This is a genomic window from Pseudomonas alkylphenolica, from assembly GCF_016009175.1.
Lineage (GTDB): Bacteria > Pseudomonadota > Gammaproteobacteria > Pseudomonadales > Pseudomonadaceae > Aquipseudomonas > Aquipseudomonas alkylphenolica_B.
This window is the reverse complement of record NZ_JADUCM010000017.1, coordinates 24,229-38,981: the sequence shown is the minus strand read 5'-3', so window position 1 is coordinate 38,981 and position 14,753 is coordinate 24,229. Positions and strand designations below refer to the sequence as shown.

Genomic DNA, 14,753 nt, shown 5'->3' with positions numbered 1-14,753 from the left:
GCGTAACCCACGCCACGCTTGCGTCATGAGATTCAGCCCTGCAGGCGCAGCAATGCCGCCTGCAGCGGCACTGACAGTGACGCAGGTTGCCCCGAACTGCGCTCGACAAACACCTGCACCACCTTCCCCGCAGCGCACAGATGCTGCTCACCGACCTGAAACAGGCCTAGCTGATACTCCACCGTGCTGCCGGCCAGGCGGGTAACCCGCAAGCCGACCTCCAGGGTGTCAGGAAACGCCGGCAAGGCGAAAAAGTCCGCTGCCGAACTCACCACGAACCCCAGCACTTCCCCTTCCTGCAGATCCAGGTCCGCCTGCTGCTGCAAAAACGCCTGAATGGTCGTCTCAAAGTAGCTGTACACCGTGGCACCGGCGATGTGGCCATTGAGGTCGTTGTCTTGCCAGCGCGTGAGCACGGGCTGCAGATGGGGAAAGTCGTGACGTTGGGGCATTTCGGACATGGCTGTTCTGTGCTCGGAAGGGTTAGTCAGCCACAAGCTTCCCATATTTCAAACCTGTAGTGGCCCCTGTAGGAGCTGGCTTGCCAGCGATGCAAGCGATGCGAAGACGTTGGCACCGCGTGGACGCCATCGCCGGCAAGCCGGCTCCTGCAGATCACAACAGACACGAAAAAGCCGCCCCTGAGGGCGGCTTTTCAGTCTCGCGCTAGCTACAGCTTACAGCTGTGGGCCAGCCGCCTTGATGGCGTCGGAAACTTCGAACTTCTTGAAGTTCTCGATGAACAGCTTGGCCAGGGCCTTGGCGGCTTCATCGTACGCAGCCTGGTCAGCCCAGGTGTTGCGTGGGTTCAGCAGGACGGTATCAACGCCTTCAACGGCTTTTGGCACGTCGAGGTTGATGATGTCCAGGTGCTCGGTCTCGGCACCGACCAGCGCGCCGCTCTGGATCGCTGCGATCACTGCACGGGTGGTCGGAATGTTGAAGCGCTTGCCGACGCCGTAGCCACCACCGGTCCAGCCGGTGTTGACCAGGTAGACCTTGGAGTTGAAGCCGTTGATACGCTTGATCAGCAGCTCAGCGTACTCACCAGCAGGACGCGGGAAGAACGGCGCGCCGAAGCAGGTGGAGAAGGTCGACTTGATGCCGCCGCCCGAGCCCATTTCGGTGGAACCAACCAGCGCGGTGTAGCCGGACAGGAAGTGGTAGGCGGCCTGCTCGTTGTTCAGGATCGAAACCGGTGGCAGCACGCCAGTCAGGTCGCAAGTCAGGAAGATAACGGCGTTAGGCTCGCCACCCAGGTTCGCTTCCGAACGCTTGGCAACGTGCTCCAGCGGGTAGGCGGCGCGGCTGTTCTGGGTCAGGCTGACATCGGCGTAGTCGGCGTGCTTGGCATCGTCGATCACGACGTTTTCCAGCACTGCGCCGTGCTTGATGGCTTTCCAGATGACCGGCTCGTTCTTCTCGGACAGGTCGATGCACTTGGCGTAGCAGCCGCCTTCCATGTTGAAGACAACGCCTTCGCCCCAACCGTGCTCGTCGTCACCGATCAGGTAACGGCTTTCGTCAGCCGACAGGGTGGTCTTGCCGGTACCCGACAGACCGAAGAACAGGGTGACATCGCCTTCTTCGCCGATGTTGGCAGCGCAGTGCATTGGCAGCACGTCAGCAGCCGGCAGCAGGAAGTTCTGCACCGAGAACATGGCTTTCTTCATTTCGCCGGCATAACGCATGCCTGCGATCAGTACTTTCTTCTGGGCGAAGTTGAGGATCACGCAGCCATCGGAGTTGGTGCCGTCACGCTCTGGCACGCACTCGAAGTTGGCGACGTTGAGGATCTGCCACTCGCCGCGCGAAGCCGGGTTGTACTGGCCTTGCTCCGGGTTGATGAACAGGCAACGACCGAACAGGTTCTGCCAGGCAGTCTGGGTGGTCATCTTCACCGGCAGGTAGTGCTCGGCGGCGGCGCCTACGTGAACGTAGGAAACGAAATGCTCTTGAGCGTTGTTGAACGCTTCAACGCGGTCCCACAGGGCATCGAACTTGTCGGCCGGGAACTTGCGGTTGATCGGGCCCCAGGCGATGGCGTCCTGAGTGGACGGCTCTTCGACGATGAAACGGTCAACCGGCGAACGACCGGTGCGGTGACCAGTTTTCACGACCAGCGCGCCAGTATCGGCCAGCTCGCCTTCACCGCGGTTCAGCGCTTCTTTTACCAGCTCATCGACGCTCAGGTCGGTGTACACGGTGTTGTTGGCTTGCGTCATGAGATTCCCCATCCGGCCTGCGGCCGAGTGCTCCAAACGTTTTGTAGTAGAGCTTTGAAAACTACTACAGCGAAAAAAGTGGCCGGATTATGCCAGAAACGCCCAAAAAAAGTAGGGCCCTCCTGTCAGAACGGCGCTTTTACGGCGTTAGACAGGAGATTTACCTGTGATGAAACGTTTTAGTGACGAGTATCTGACGGTGCGTTTACACCGCCACCGGCGAACAATTGCTCGATATCGGCGGCGTCGAACACGTAGTGCTGGTTGCAGAACTGGCAATCGACCTCGATCTTGCCGCCATGTTCATTGACCAGCGCCAGGGCGTCCTGTTCACCCAGGCTGACCAGAGCGTTGGCGGAACGCTCCCGCGAGCAGCTGCAGCGGAAGTGCAGCGGCTGGATGTCGAACAGGCGCACGGCATCCTCGTGGTACAGGCGATGCAACATGGTTTCGTTGTCCAGGCCCAGCAGTTCCTCGGCTTTCACCGTGTTGGCCAAGGCCTTCACGTGGTTCCAGCTTTCCTCGCGCTCTTCGATGTCCTTCTGGCGGTCGGCGGGCAGTTGCTGCACCAGAAGGCCACGGGCGCGCAGGCCGTCGGCGGCGAGGGAAATGCAGGTGTTGATCTGCTGGGACATGACGAAATAGTTGGTGAAACATTCCGACAGGTCCTTGCCGTCCAGCTCCACGGTGCCCTGGTAGCGCTGACCGTTGACCGGAGTGATGGTCAGGACCAAATGCCCGCCAGGCATCAGGTCGGCAAGCGTTGCATCATCCTGGATCTGCTCGGCCACATAGCGCGCCAGGCCGCGAATCTCGTGCTCGCTGGTGCATTCGATGGCCAGCAGGGGCACCGGTCCGCTCGACTGTGCCTGAAGGATCAGCAGGCCATCGAACTTGAGGGTGCCGACCAGCAGCGCAGCCGCCGCCATCAGCTCGCCGAGCAACTGCGCGACGGGCTGCGGGTACGGGTGCTTGGCCAGCACTTCGGCGTAGCTGCGCTCCAGCCCGACCATTTCACCGCGCACATCGCGGTCGTCGAAGAGGAAGCGTTGGGTGTAATCGGTATCCGGCAATTCAGACATGGGTTCGGGATTTCGCGTAAATGAGTTAATGGCGCCTAGTTTATCAGTGCGCCCCGCCCCCGTTAACCAGCGCGGTCGTGAAGCTGGTGGAGCTGGCGCCGTTGTTTCTTGGTTGGCCGACCGTCGGTCGTCACGCCCAGGGCACCCGCCTTGCGCAGGGCTGCCGCTTTCTCGCGCTTTTCGACGCTTTCGGCCGTTTCTTCATAGAGGGCCTGGGCCTCGGGCGCGCCACGGCGCACCACCGACAGCGCCCTGACCACCACCGTGCGCTCATCAAAGCCGGTACGCAAGACGAATTCGTCGCCGATGCGCGGCTCTTTGCCCGGCTTGCAGCGCTCCCCCCGGCAATGCACCTTGCCACTTTCGATGGCCGTTTTGGCCAGTGCGCGGGTCTTGTAGAAACGCGCCGCCCACAGCCATTTGTCCAGACGAACCTTGTCGTCCTCTTCGGCCTTTTGTGCCATGACATTTCCCCGCATTTTTTCGTTAACCGAACTGTACTACCGTATCTGGCGGATGCAAAAAAACCGCCGCGTGCTTACAGTTCACCGACCTGTCGTGCACGCCGGATTTTCGGCCTGACGACTTCCTACGCTGGTTGAGCATTTTGAAGACATTTGACCATTTGACTGTGATTGGCCTGCGCGAGTGGGTAGCCTTGCCCGACCTGGGCGTGGCCGGTCTGCGCGCCAAAATCGACACCGGCGCCAGTACCTCGAGCCTGCATGCCACCGAAGTCGAGCCCTTCGAGCGTAACGGCGAGCCCTGGGTGCGCTTCAACGCTCACCTGGGCTCCGTGGTGCAGTTGCGTCACCGGCGCTGCGAAGCGCCGCTGGTGACCATGAAAACCATCAAGAGCTCCAACGGCCAGGCCCAGACCCGCTATGTGATCCGCACGCCGCTGGCGCTGGGTGACAGGGTCTGGGAGGTCGAATTCACCCTGGCCTGCCGCAAGGCCATGCGCTATCGCCTTTTACTCGGTTCCAAAGCCCTGATCCATGGCCAGTTGGTGGTCAACCCGGGGCTCAAGTATGTTCAGGACAAGCCGGCATTCCCGGCCACTATTTCTCCTTTCACAGGTGTTGCATGAAGATCGCCGTGCTGTCGCGTAACCCGCGTCTGTATTCCACTCGTCGTCTGGTTGAAGCCGGAACTGCACGAGGCCATGAGATGGTCGTGATCGATACCCTGCGCGCCTATATGAACATTGCCAGCCACAAGCCGCAGATCCACTACCGCGGCAAACCGCTGGAAGGCTTTGATGCGGTCATCCCGCGCATTGGCGCCTCGGTCACGTTCTATGGCTGCGCCGTGTTGCGCCAGTTCGAAATGATGGGCGTGTTCCCGCTGAACGAATCGGTGGCCATTGCCCGTTCGCGCGACAAGCTGCGCTCGCTGCAACTGCTGTCACGCCGTGGCATCGGCCTGCCGGTAACCGGTTTTGCGCACTCGCCGGACGATATCCCCGACCTCATCCAGATGGTCAACGGCGCGCCGCTGGTGATCAAGGTGCTCGAAGGCACCCAAGGCATTGGCGTGGTGCTGTGCGAAACCACCAAGGCAGCTGAGTCTGTGATCGAGGCCTTCATGGGCCTGAAGCAGAACATCATGGTTCAGGAGTACATCAAGGAAGCCGGTGGCGCAGACATTCGCTGCTTCGTGGTCGGTGACAAGGTCATTGCCTCGATGAAGCGCCAGGCCAAGCCAGGTGAGTTCCGCTCCAACCTGCACCGTGGCGGCACCGCCAGCCTGATCAAGATCACCCCGGAAGAACGCATGACCGCCATTCGCGCGGCCAAGGTCATGGGCCTGAGCGTTGCAGGTGTGGACATCCTGCGCTCCAATCACGGCCCGCTGGTGATGGAGGTGAACTCTTCGCCCGGCCTTGAAGGCATCGAGGTCACCACCACCAAGGACGTGGCCGGGATGATCATCGAACACCTGGAAAAGAACGGCGGGCCAAACCTGACCCGCACCAAAGGCAAAGGCTAGCGCTTACACCGCGTCACGCGGCAACAGCAACCCCAACGGCAGGCGCACGCGGGCTTCCAGCCCGCCACCGGAGCGGTTGCGCAGCTCGACATTGCCGCCGTGCTGGGCGGCAATACGCTTGACGATTGCCAGCCCCAACCCCGTGCCCTTGCCACTGCGGGCCCGGTCGCCACGAATGAACGGGTTGAAAATACCTTCCAGCTCGTTCGGGTCGATGCCCGCCCCACGGTCCAGCACACTAAGCACTACATAGGGCGCGCTACTGTCACCGGAGACATACGCCGCCACCTCGACGCCTTTGCCCGCATGGTAAAGGGCGTTGCCGATCAGGTTGTTCAACAGGCGCTTGAGCGACACCCGGCGCAGCGGGAACGGCGGAATCGGCTCAAGGCACAGGCGCACCCGCTCTTCGGGCTGGTTGAAGGGCGCCACCACCTCACGCACCAGATCGCTCAGATCGACCTGCTCCACCGGCTCGTCACGCCCATCGCGAATAAACGCCAGGAACTGGTCGAGGATGGCGTCCATGTCTTCAATGTCGCGCACCATGTCGTCGGTCAGGTCGCTTTCATTGGCCAGCAACGACAGCGACAGGCGCAGGCGGGTCAGGGGTGTGCGCAAGTCATGTGAAACGCCTGCAAGCATCAGTTCCCGCTCGCGTCCGGCCTGTTCGACATCTTCGGCCATCTGGTTGAAGGCGCGGTACACCTCGGTCATCTCGCTGGGCGTATCACTGATCGGCAGCCTGACGCTACGCCCCTGCCCCAGTTGCCGGGCAGCAAATACCAGGCGCTTGAGCGGCTGATTGAGCTGGCGCACAAAGATCCACGCCGAGGCTGTGGACAACAGCCCGATGGCCAGGAACCAGCCCAGCACGCTCCAGATTTTCTGGCCACGCAAAGGGTGCGGGTACAGCGGCACCTTCAACCAGCCATCACCCAGGCTTGGCGCCCGCACCCACAGCGCGGGCGGCGCGTGAATGCGCAGGCGTACCTCGGTGTCAGCACCCAGCTCCGCCTGCATCTGGCGCTGGTAGATTTCGCTGTAGGGCCAGTGTTGCTCGCCCTCCGGCACACCGGAGCCCACCACCCGGATCAACCCGGCAGCTTCGGCAATCTTGTCCCGGTCGGACTCATCGGCCGCCCAGTAGGCGCGCAGGGTCAAGGCTACGCCGTGGCTGTACTGGCGATCGACCAGCACGTCTTCGTTCATCAGCAGGTAAACCAAGGTCAGCGCCTTGGAGAACAGCACGACGATCAGCACCAGCCAGAGGGTGCGGGCGAAGAAGCTTTGCGGGAACCACAGGGGCGTTTTCATCGACAACGGCTACACACTTTGCAGGAACGAGCATGGCTCGCAGGCTTTGCGGACTTTGCACACGCAAAAACAGGGCAACCCGAAGGTTCGCCCTGTTTGCAGTGGCTGACGTCTACAAACGAAACATCACTTGCTGGCATTGCCATCCGGTACGAACACGTAACCAACGCCCCAGACCGTCTGGATATAGCGCGGCTTCGACGGGTCGGGTTCGATCATGCGCCGCAGGCGGGAGATCTGAACGTCGATGGAGCGCTCCAGCGCATCCCACTCGCGGCCACGCGCCAGGTTCATCAGCTTGTCGCGGGTCAGCGGCTCGCGGGCATGCATGACCAGGGCCTTGAGCACCGCGAACTCACCGGTGGTGAGCATGTGCACTTCTTCGCCGCGCTTGAGCTCACGGGTCGCCAGCGACAGCTCGTAGTCACCGAAGGTGACGGTTTCGTCTTCGCTGCCCGGTGCACCCGGCACCGTGGGGGCCTGACGACGCAGCACGGCCTTGACCCGCGCCATCAGCTCGTCAGGGTTGAACGGTTTGGCCAGGTAGTCGTCAGCGCCCAGCTCCAGCCCCTTGATCCGGCTCAGCTCATCGCCCTTGGCGGTGAGCATGATGATCGGGATCTGGTTGTTTGCCGCGCGCAGGCGCCGACAGGCGGTCAGGCCGTCTTCGCCAGGCAGCATCAGGTCAAGGACCACCAGGTTGAATACTTCGCGGGCCAGCAGGCGGTCCATCTGCTCGGTATTGGGCACGGCACGGGCGCGATAACCCTTGCTGGTGAAGAAACGTTCCAACAGGCTGCTCAAGCCCGGGTCGTCATCGACGATGAGAATTTTTTCGCCTTCAGCGGTTTGTGCAGTGCTGCTCATTGATAACTCCTCTAATCTCGGCACGCATTATGGCTTAGCCGCCATTGACCGTGCCGTGTGCATTGTTAGCAGATTTTTCCCTGTGCGCCAGTTCGACCCGGTCGATAGCTGGCGCGCTGCTATCACCGCAACCTGTTTGCACTGGGTATAATGCGCCGCTTTCAGCCAGCGCCGCACTGACCCGAGCGCCCTATTGGCGCCCGTCCGCGGCCTTTGTCATCACACTATGTCAGGTGGTTTTATGGACAGCATCAACAGCCGCATCGCCGAAGAACTCGGCGTCCGCCCGCAACAGGTCGAAGCGGCCGTGGCCCTGCTTGATGAAGGCTCGACGGTGCCTTTTATCGCCCGTTACCGTAAAGAAGTGACCGGCAGCCTGGATGACACGCAGCTGCGCCATCTGGAAGAACGCCTGCGCTACCTGCGAGAGCTGGACGAACGCCGCGTCAGCATCCTGGCCAGCATCGAAGAGCAAGGCAAACTGACCCCGGAGCTGGCCCGCGAGATCAAACTGGCCGACACCAAGACCCGCCTCGAAGACCTCTACCTGCCCTACAAGCAAAAGCGCCGCACCAAGGGCCAGATCGCCCTGGACGCCGGCCTGGGCGAGCTGGCTGACGGCCTGTTCAACGACCCACAGCTGAGTCCCGAGGTTGAAGCGGCGCGTTTTGTCGACGCCGAAAAAGGCGTCGCCGACGTCAAGTCAGCCCTTGAAGGCGCCAAGTACATCCTGATGGAGCGCTTTGCCGAGGACGCCAGCCTGCTCGACAAACTGCGCAACTTCCTCAAGCAGGAAGCCGTGCTCAGTGCCCGCCTGGTGGCTGGCAAGGAAGAAGAAGGCGCCAAGTTCCGCGACTACTTCGAACACGACGAACTGCTCAAGAGTGTGCCGTCGCACCGCGCCCTGGCGATTTTCCGTGGCCGTAACGAAGGTGTACTGGCCGCCTCGCTGAAAGTCGGCGAAGAACTGCCCGGCACCTTGCACCCGTGCGAACTGATGATCGCCGAGCGTTTCGGCCTGAAGAACCAGAACCGTCCAGCCGACAAATGGTTGGCCGAGGTGGTGCGCTGGACCTGGAAGGTCAAGCTCTACAGCCACCTGGAAACCGACCTGTTTGGTGAGTTGCGCGACAACGCCGAAGGCGAGGCCATCAACGTTTTTGCCCGCAACCTGCACGACCTGCTGCTGGCCGCGCCAGCCGGCCCGCGCGCGACCCTGGGCCTTGACCCGGGCCTGCGCACCGGTTGCAAGGTCGCGGTGGTCGACGCCACCGGCAAACTGCTCGACACCGCCACGGTTTACCCGCACGTGCCGAAAAACCAGTGGGACCAGACCATCGCCGTGCTCGCCGCCCTGTGCGCCAAGCATTCGGTTGAGCTGATTGCCATCGGTAACGGTACCGCCAGCCGCGAGACCGACAAACTGGCCGCCGAGCTGATCAAAAAATACCCAGCACTGAAAATGACCAAGATCATGGTCTCCGAAGCCGGCGCTTCGGTGTACTCGGCCTCGGAACTGGCAGCCCGCGAGTTCCCGGACCTGGACGTGTCGATCCGTGGTGCGGTCTCCATTGCCCGCCGTCTTCAGGACCCACTGGCTGAACTGGTGAAGATCGATCCGAAGTCCATCGGTGTCGGCCAGTACCAGCACGACGTCTCGCAGCTCAAGCTGGCGCGCGGCCTGGATGCTGTGGTCGAGGACTGCGTGAACGCCGTCGGCGTCGACGTCAACACCGCCTCGGTCGCCCTGCTGGCACGCATCTCCGGCCTCAACAGCACCCTGGCGCAAAACATCGTGGCGCACCGTGACGCCAACGGTGCGTTCAAAACCCGCGCGGCGCTGAAAAAAGTCAGCCGCCTGGGCGAAAAGACCTTTGAACAGGCCGCAGGCTTCCTGCGCGTGATGAACGGCGACAACCCGCTGGACGCTTCGGCCGTTCACCCGGAAGCCTATCCGCTGGTTCAACGCATCGCTGCCGACACCGACCGCGACATCCGCTCGCTGATCGGCGACAGCGGCTTCCTCAAGCGCCTGGACCCGAAGAAGTTCACCGACGAGTCCTTCGGCTTGCCGACCGTCACCGACATCCTCCAGGAGCTGGACAAGCCTGGCCGCGACCCGCGTCCGGAGTTCAAGACCGCCGAGTTCCAGGAAGGCGTCGAAGACCTCAAGGACCTGCAACTGGGGATGATCCTCGAAGGCGTGGTGACCAACGTCACCAACTTTGGTGCTTTCGTCGATATCGGCGTGCATCAGGACGGCCTGGTGCATATCTCCGCGTTGTCGGAGAAGTTCATCAAAGACCCGCGTGAGGCGGTGAAAGCCGGTGACGTGGTCAAGGTCAAGGTCATGGAAGTCGACATCCCGCGTAAACGCGTTGGCCTGTCGATGCGCATGAGCGATACACCGGGCGAGAAAGTCGACGGTGCACGTGGCAGCCGCCCGGGTTCGGCACCGCGCCAGCAAAGCGCTGCGCCGCGCGTCAAGGACACCGCGCCACCGGCCAACAACGCCATGGCCGCCCTGTTCGCCAATGCCAAGCAGATGAAGAAGAAGTGATGGACGCTTCGCAAGAGGTGGTCCTCAGCGCCTTCAGCGAGCTGCTCGGCTGCCGGTTGCAACGCCTGGAGTCAGGCGTTGCAGAGATGACCCTGGCCCTGGAGCCGCACCTGCGCAACCGTGGCGGCAAGATGCATGGCGGGGTGATCTTCAGCCTGGTCGACACCGCCATGGGCCTGGCCTGCTCCAGCGCCCATGGTTTCGACCAGCAGAGCGTGACCCTGGAATGCAAGATCAACTACCTGCGCGCCGTCAGCGACGGTGAAGTACTGTGCATTGCCCGGGTGCTGCACGCCGGGCGGCGTACACTGGTGGTCGACGCCGATGTACGCCAGGGCGACAAACTGGTCGCCAAGGCTCAGGGAACCTTCGCCATCCTCTAGCGGCCAGTAGCCAATTTGCGATACTTTCGGCAGAGCGCGGGCACTGCCGGAAGCCGGCCAATACCAGGCGACAACGCCAGTTCCTCTGTCCACCCTTGTAGACCGTCAACTCCACCCCCATATTGGGGCGACTGACGCGTGAAGGAATCCATCTTGAGCGAACTTCTCAACTGCCGCCTGAGCCTGCTCGGCCAAGGCGACAACCTCTCCCTGCTCAAGCAGTGCCTGCACGGCATCGAGCGCGAATGCCTGCGTGTGACCGAGGAAGGTCGCCTGGCTCAGACCCCGCACCCCGAAGCCCTCGGCGCGGCGCTGACCCATGAGCAGATCACTACCGACTACTCGGAGTCGCTGCTGGAGTTCATCACTCCGGCGTTGGCTGACCCTGCGCAAACCCTCCAGAGCCTGGAAAACATCCACCGGTTCGCCTACACCAAGCTGGGTAGCGAATACCTGTGGAGTCCGTCGATGCCTTGCCCGCTACCGGCCGAGGAAGACATTCCGATTGCCTGGTATGGCGACTCCAACATCGGCCAGCTCAAGTACGTCTACCGCAAAGGCCTGGCCCTGCGTTACGGTCGTACCATGCAGTGCATCGCCGGGATTCACTACAACTTCTCGCTGCCGGAAAAGCTCTGGCCATTGCTGCGCGATGCCGAAGGCAGCAGCGCCGATGAGCGCGACTATCAGTCGGCCGCCTACATTGCCCTGATCCGCAACTTCCGCCGCTACAGCTGGCTGCTGATGTACCTGTTCGGTGCCTCGCCGGCCCTGGACGCCGGGTTCCTGCGTGGCCGTGCGCACCAGCTCGAACAGTTCGACGCCGAAACGCTCTACCTGCCGTACGCCACCAGCCTGCGCATGAGCGACCTGGGTTACCAGAGCAACGCCCAGGCCGGCCTGACCCCGTGCTACAACGACCTGAACAGTTACACCGACAGCCTGCGCAAGGCTGTCGCGACGCCCTATGCGCCGTATGTGGAAATCGGTACCCACAAGGATGGCGAGTGGGTACAGCTCAACACCAACATCCTGCAGATCGAAAACGAGTACTACTCGAACATCCGCCCGAAACGTGTCACCTACAGCGGTGAGCGGCCGATCCAGGCGCTGATGGCCCGTGGTATCCAGTATGTGGAAGTACGCTGCCTGGACATCAACCCGTTCCTGCCGACCGGTATCGACCTGCCCGAAGCACGCTTCCTCGACGCCTTCCTGCTGTTCTGCGCCCTGGACGACAGCCCGCTGCTGGGTTACCTGGAATGCGGCAACTGCACTGGCAACTTCCTCAGTGTGGTCAAGGAAGGCCGGCGCCCGGGGCTGATGCTGCAACGCCACGGCAAACCGGTGGCACTCAAGGAGTGGGCTGATGAGCTGCTCGAACGCATTGCACCGCTGGCCGAACTGCTGGACCGCAGCCAGGGCAGTGACGAGCACGCCAAAGCGCTGGACCTGCAAAAGGCCAAAGTCAGCGACCCGTCCCTGACGCCGTCGGCGCAGGTGCTGGCGAGCATGACCGAGCACAAGGAAGGCTTCAGCCGCTTTGCCTTGCGCCAGAGCCAGGCGCATGCCGAGTTCTTCCGCGCCCAGGCATTGCCCGCCGACGAGCAACAACGCTTTGAAACGGCAGCACGGGAGTCACTGGAAGCACAGGCCAAGCTTGAGCGTGAAGAGGACAAGGCCGATTTCGACCTGTTCGTCAGCGCCTACCAGGCCAGCATTCTGGCGATCAGCAACTGAGATGAGCCGCATCGTCACCCAACGCAAACCGCGCGCCAGCAGCCAGGCCAGGATCGACGCGATCCTGGCGACGGCGCGCGAGCTGCTGGCCGACCAGGGCGTGGCCAGCCTGTCGATCTACAGTGTGGCCGAACAGGCGCAGATTCCGCCGTCGTCGGTGTATCACTTTTTCGCCAGTGTCCCGGCCCTGCTCGAAGCGCTGACCGCCGATGTGCACCGTGCTTTCAGGGCGTGTCTGGCGGCGCCGATCGAGACGTCTTCGCTGAACACCTGGCATGACCTGTCGCGCCTGGTTGAACAGCGCATGCTGAGCATTTATCACGAGGATGCCGCTGCCCGTCAGTTGATCCTCGCCCAGCATGGCTTGAGCGAAGTCACCCAGGCCGACCGTCAGCACGACATTGAACTGGGGGTGCAAATGCACGCACTGTTCGCCCAGCACTTCCAGTTGCCGGTGCTGCCCGATGATGTCGATGTGTTTGCCCTGGCCATGGAGCTGGGAGATCGGGTGTATGCCCGCTCGATGCAGCTGCACGGGCAAATCACGCCGCGCATGGCTGAAGAAGGCATGCGGGTGTTCGATGCGTATCTGGGGTTGTACCTGCCGCCATTCCTGCCTAAACGCTGACGGCCCTGTCGCCGGCTGCGCCAGCTCCCACAGTTATCATGTACACCACTGACCTGTGGGAGCTGGCGAAGCCGGCGATCGACCGCAAAGCGGTCGCCATTGAACGCAGTATCAGAGCTTGGCAATCGACACTTCAGTCGACTTCACGAAGGCAATCACTTCACTGCCAACGGCCAGTTCCAGCTCGCGTACCGAGCGGGTGGTGATGACCGAAGTGACGATGCCCGACGCCGTTTGCACGTCGATTTCGGACAACACCGGTCCTTCGAGAATTTCCTTCACGGTGCCTTTGAACTGGTTACGGACGTTGATCGCTTTGATAGTCATCTGCTTGCTTCCTTCTGGTCAGTGAGCCCAACGCAATTGCGTCGGCAACGGTGCTACGGGTTCCGGTTCCGGCGGTGTGCCCGGTACCGAAAGAACGCGGTTGAGTACTTCGGTTTCCAGCGCAGCCAGGCGATGCGAGCCACGCACACGGGGACGCGGCAGATCGACCGTGAGGTCCAGCCCGACCTCGCCATCCTCGATGAGGATCACCCGGTCAGCGACCGCTACCGCTTCGCTGACATCGTGGGTCACCAGCAGGACGGTAAAGCCATGTTCGCGCCATAGCCGTTCGATCAGTTGCTGCATCTCGATGCGGGTCAGGGCGTCCAGCGCGCCCAGTGGCTCGTCGAGCAGTAGCAGCCGCGGCTGGTGAATCAGGGCGCGGGCCAGGGCCACACGCTGCTTCTGCCCGCCCGAGAGCGCGGCGGGCCACTCGTTGGCACGCTCGGCCAGGCCGACCGCCTCCAGGGCTTTGAGCGCCTGCTCACGCCAGTTTCCGGACAAGCCCAGGCCAACGTTGTCGATAACCTTCTTCCAGGGCAGCAGGCGCGCTTCCTGGAACATCAGCCGGGTATCCTCGCGGGCTTCGCTGAGGGCGGCCGAGCCTGCCAGCAACTCGCCCGCGGTGGGCTGATCCAGACCGGCCAGCAGGCGCAACAAGGTGCTCTTGCCGCATCCGCTGCGCCCGACGATAGCGACGAACTGCCCGGCCGGTATGTGCAAATCGATGTCGCGCAGTACCTGGCGTTGGCCAAAGGTTTTCTGCAGGTTCTTGGCCGCCAGCGGAATGCCGCGCAGCAAGTGTTGTGGTGATTCCTTGAGGATGGTCATGCGCCCTCTCCCCGGGTCGGTTGATAAGCCGGGTGCCAGCGCAGCCAGACACGCTCCAGCCCGCGTGCTGCCAGATCGGCCAGCTTGCCCAGCACGGCATAGAGCACGATGGCCAGGACCACTACGTCGGTCTGCAGGAACTCCCGGGCGTTCATTGCCAGGTAGCCGATACCGGCGTTGGCCGAGATCGTTTCGGCAACGATCAGGGTCAGCCACATGAAGCCAAGGGCAAAACGCACCCCGACCAGAATCGACGGCAAGGCACCGGGCAGGATCACCTGGCGGAACAGTTCGAAACCCGACAGGCCATAGCTGCGCGCCATTTCCACCAGTGCCGGGTCAACGTTGCGGATGCCGTGGTAGGTGTTGAGGTAGATGGGGAACAACGTGCCCAGCGCCACCAGGAAAATCTTCGCCGACTCATCGATGCCAAACCACAGGATCACCAGTGGAATCAGCGCCAGGTGCGGCACGTTGCGGATCATCTGTACCGAGCTGTCGAGCAGACGTTCACCCCATTTCGACAGGCCGGTGATAAAGCCCAGCGCCAGCCCGATGGCACCACCAATGACGAAACCAAGCGCCGCACGCCAGCCACTGATGGCCAGATGGGTCCAGATTTCACCGCTGCGCACCAGTTCGACACCCGCCGTCAGGACGGCGCTCGGTGCCGGCAGGATGCGCGTCGACAGCCAGCCCGCGCTGACCGCCAGTTGCCAGACCGCCAGCAACAGCAACGGCAGTACCCAGGGTGCCAGGCGCTGCGTCCAGGGAGTAGAGACTCGACTCATGGCCAGGCCC

At 62.3% G+C, this 14,753-nt stretch carries 15 protein-coding genes; 6 read left to right on the top strand and 9 right to left on the bottom strand.

From position 1 onward, the window contains the following. Positions 1 to 32: 32 nt before the first annotated feature. The 4 genes from I5S59_RS15730 to I5S59_RS15715 all read right to left on the bottom strand — a co-directional run bounded on the left by I5S59_RS15730 (position 33) and on the right by I5S59_RS15715 (position 3,771). Complete coding sequence (locus I5S59_RS15730) at positions 33 to 461, bottom strand: acyl-CoA thioesterase (RefSeq protein WP_197877451.1); 429 nt, start codon at positions 459 to 461, stop codon at positions 33 to 35. Positions 462 to 677: 216 nt separating this feature from the next. Further along, complete coding sequence (locus I5S59_RS15725; RefSeq protein WP_128323270.1) at positions 678 to 2,225, bottom strand: phosphoenolpyruvate carboxykinase; 1,548 nt, start codon at positions 2,223 to 2,225, stop codon at positions 678 to 680. 179 nt (positions 2,226 to 2,404) lie between these two features. After that, positions 2,405 to 3,307 carry an Hsp33 family molecular chaperone HslO gene (gene hslO / locus I5S59_RS15720; protein ID WP_197877450.1) on the bottom strand — a complete coding sequence of 301 codons (903 nt, stop codon included), beginning with the start codon at positions 3,305 to 3,307 and terminating at the stop codon, positions 2,405 to 2,407. Positions 3,308 to 3,369: 62 nt separating this feature from the next. Then, complete coding sequence (locus tag I5S59_RS15715) at positions 3,370 to 3,771, bottom strand: RNA-binding S4 domain-containing protein (RefSeq protein ID WP_197877449.1); 402 nt, start codon at positions 3,769 to 3,771, stop codon at positions 3,370 to 3,372. A gap of 143 nt (positions 3,772 to 3,914) precedes the next feature. Between I5S59_RS15715 and I5S59_RS15710 the strand changes: the two genes are divergently transcribed. Together I5S59_RS15710 and rimK are read left to right on the top strand one after the other, a co-directional pair. Next, complete coding sequence (locus I5S59_RS15710; RefSeq protein ID WP_128323267.1) at positions 3,915 to 4,397, top strand: ATP-dependent zinc protease; 483 nt, start codon at positions 3,915 to 3,917, stop codon at positions 4,395 to 4,397. Next, positions 4,394 to 5,299: a 30S ribosomal protein S6--L-glutamate ligase gene (gene rimK / locus I5S59_RS15705; RefSeq protein ID WP_128323266.1), complete on the top strand. Its 906-nt coding sequence runs from the start codon at positions 4,394 to 4,396 to the stop codon at positions 5,297 to 5,299. The genes I5S59_RS15710 and rimK overlap by 4 nt, the downstream gene beginning before the upstream one ends. A gap of 3 nt (positions 5,300 to 5,302) precedes the next feature. Here the strand turns inward: rimK and I5S59_RS15700 are convergent, their stop codons facing one another. Together I5S59_RS15700 and ompR are read right to left on the bottom strand one after the other, a co-directional pair. Then, a complete protein-coding gene (locus I5S59_RS15700; RefSeq protein ID WP_028942310.1) occupies positions 5,303 to 6,616 on the bottom strand; it encodes an ATP-binding protein in 1,314 nt (437 codons plus the stop codon). 126 nt (positions 6,617 to 6,742) lie between these two features. Further along, positions 6,743 to 7,483 (bottom strand): two-component system response regulator OmpR, encoded by a 741-nt coding sequence (gene ompR / locus I5S59_RS15695; protein WP_028942311.1) that lies wholly within the window; start codon positions 7,481 to 7,483, stop codon positions 6,743 to 6,745. 241 nt (positions 7,484 to 7,724) lie between these two features. Here ompR and I5S59_RS15690 point away from each other — a divergent pair, with 241 nt between their 5' ends. The 4 genes from I5S59_RS15690 (at position 7,725) to I5S59_RS15675 (ending at position 12,794) form a co-directional block, all read left to right on the top strand. After that, positions 7,725 to 10,043, top strand: coding sequence for a Tex family protein (locus tag I5S59_RS15690; protein ID WP_197877448.1), 2,319 nt, complete (start codon positions 7,725 to 7,727; stop codon positions 10,041 to 10,043). Then, on the top strand, positions 10,043 to 10,426 hold the full coding sequence (locus tag I5S59_RS15685) for a PaaI family thioesterase (protein WP_197877447.1): 384 nt from the start codon (positions 10,043 to 10,045) through the stop codon (positions 10,424 to 10,426). Before I5S59_RS15690 ends, I5S59_RS15685 begins: the two co-directional genes overlap by 1 nt. A 153-nt stretch (positions 10,427 to 10,579) precedes the next feature. Continuing rightward, positions 10,580 to 12,166: a glutamate--cysteine ligase gene (gene gshA / locus I5S59_RS15680; RefSeq protein ID WP_197877446.1), complete on the top strand. Its 1,587-nt coding sequence runs from the start codon at positions 10,580 to 10,582 to the stop codon at positions 12,164 to 12,166. 1 nt (position 12,167) lies between these two features. Next, on the top strand, positions 12,168 to 12,794 hold the full coding sequence (locus I5S59_RS15675; protein ID WP_197877445.1) for a TetR/AcrR family transcriptional regulator: 627 nt from the start codon (positions 12,168 to 12,170) through the stop codon (positions 12,792 to 12,794). Positions 12,795 to 12,905: 111 nt separating this feature from the next. Here the strand turns inward: I5S59_RS15675 and I5S59_RS15670 are convergent, their stop codons facing one another. The 3 genes from I5S59_RS15670 to ssuC are packed head-to-tail and all read right to left on the bottom strand — an operon-like array spanning position 12,906 to position 14,743. Further along, a complete protein-coding gene (locus I5S59_RS15670; protein ID WP_128323260.1) occupies positions 12,906 to 13,121 on the bottom strand; it encodes a TOBE domain-containing protein in 216 nt (71 codons plus the stop codon). Positions 13,122 to 13,139: 18 nt separating this feature from the next. Then, entirely contained in the window at positions 13,140 to 13,952 is an 813-nt protein-coding gene (gene ssuB, locus I5S59_RS15665; RefSeq protein ID WP_197877444.1) for an aliphatic sulfonates ABC transporter ATP-binding protein, read from the bottom strand. Continuing rightward, the gene (gene ssuC / locus I5S59_RS15660) at positions 13,949 to 14,743 is read right to left on the bottom strand and encodes an aliphatic sulfonate ABC transporter permease SsuC (RefSeq protein WP_128323258.1); all 795 of its coding nucleotides are present in this window, start codon (positions 14,741 to 14,743) and stop codon (positions 13,949 to 13,951) included. The genes ssuB and ssuC overlap by 4 nt, the downstream gene beginning before the upstream one ends. Between the last annotated feature and the right edge of the window lie 10 nt (positions 14,744 to 14,753).

What these genes read in the sequence shown, in the direction of transcription:
- I5S59_RS15730 (WP_197877451.1), bottom strand. Translation starts at nt 461, where the DNA reads ATGTCCGAAATGCCCCAACGTCACGACTTTCCCCATCTGCAGCCCGTG.
- I5S59_RS15725 (WP_128323270.1), bottom strand. Translation starts at nt 2,225, where the DNA reads ATGACGCAAGCCAACAACACCGTGTACACCGACCTGAGCGTCGATGAG.
- hslO (WP_197877450.1), bottom strand. Translation starts at nt 3,307, where the DNA reads ATGTCTGAATTGCCGGATACCGATTACACCCAACGCTTCCTCTTCGAC.
- I5S59_RS15715 (WP_197877449.1), bottom strand. Translation starts at nt 3,771, where the DNA reads ATGGCACAAAAGGCCGAAGAGGACGACAAGGTTCGTCTGGACAAATGG.
- rimK (WP_128323266.1), top strand. Translation starts at nt 4,394, where the DNA reads ATGAAGATCGCCGTGCTGTCGCGTAACCCGCGTCTGTATTCCACTCGT.
- I5S59_RS15700 (WP_028942310.1), bottom strand. Translation starts at nt 6,616, where the DNA reads ATGAAAACGCCCCTGTGGTTCCCGCAAAGCTTCTTCGCCCGCACCCTC.
- ompR (WP_028942311.1), bottom strand. Translation starts at nt 7,483, where the DNA reads ATGAGCAGCACTGCACAAACCGCTGAAGGCGAAAAAATTCTCATCGTC.
- I5S59_RS15690 (WP_197877448.1), top strand. Translation starts at nt 7,725, where the DNA reads ATGGACAGCATCAACAGCCGCATCGCCGAAGAACTCGGCGTCCGCCCG.
- I5S59_RS15685 (WP_197877447.1), top strand. Translation starts at nt 10,043, where the DNA reads ATGGACGCTTCGCAAGAGGTGGTCCTCAGCGCCTTCAGCGAGCTGCTC.
- I5S59_RS15675 (WP_197877445.1), top strand. Translation starts at nt 12,168, where the DNA reads ATGAGCCGCATCGTCACCCAACGCAAACCGCGCGCCAGCAGCCAGGCC.
- I5S59_RS15670 (WP_128323260.1), bottom strand. Translation starts at nt 13,121, where the DNA reads ATGACTATCAAAGCGATCAACGTCCGTAACCAGTTCAAAGGCACCGTG.
- ssuB (WP_197877444.1), bottom strand. Translation starts at nt 13,952, where the DNA reads ATGACCATCCTCAAGGAATCACCACAACACTTGCTGCGCGGCATTCCG.
- ssuC (WP_128323258.1), bottom strand. Translation starts at nt 14,743, where the DNA reads ATGAGTCGAGTCTCTACTCCCTGGACGCAGCGCCTGGCACCCTGGGTA.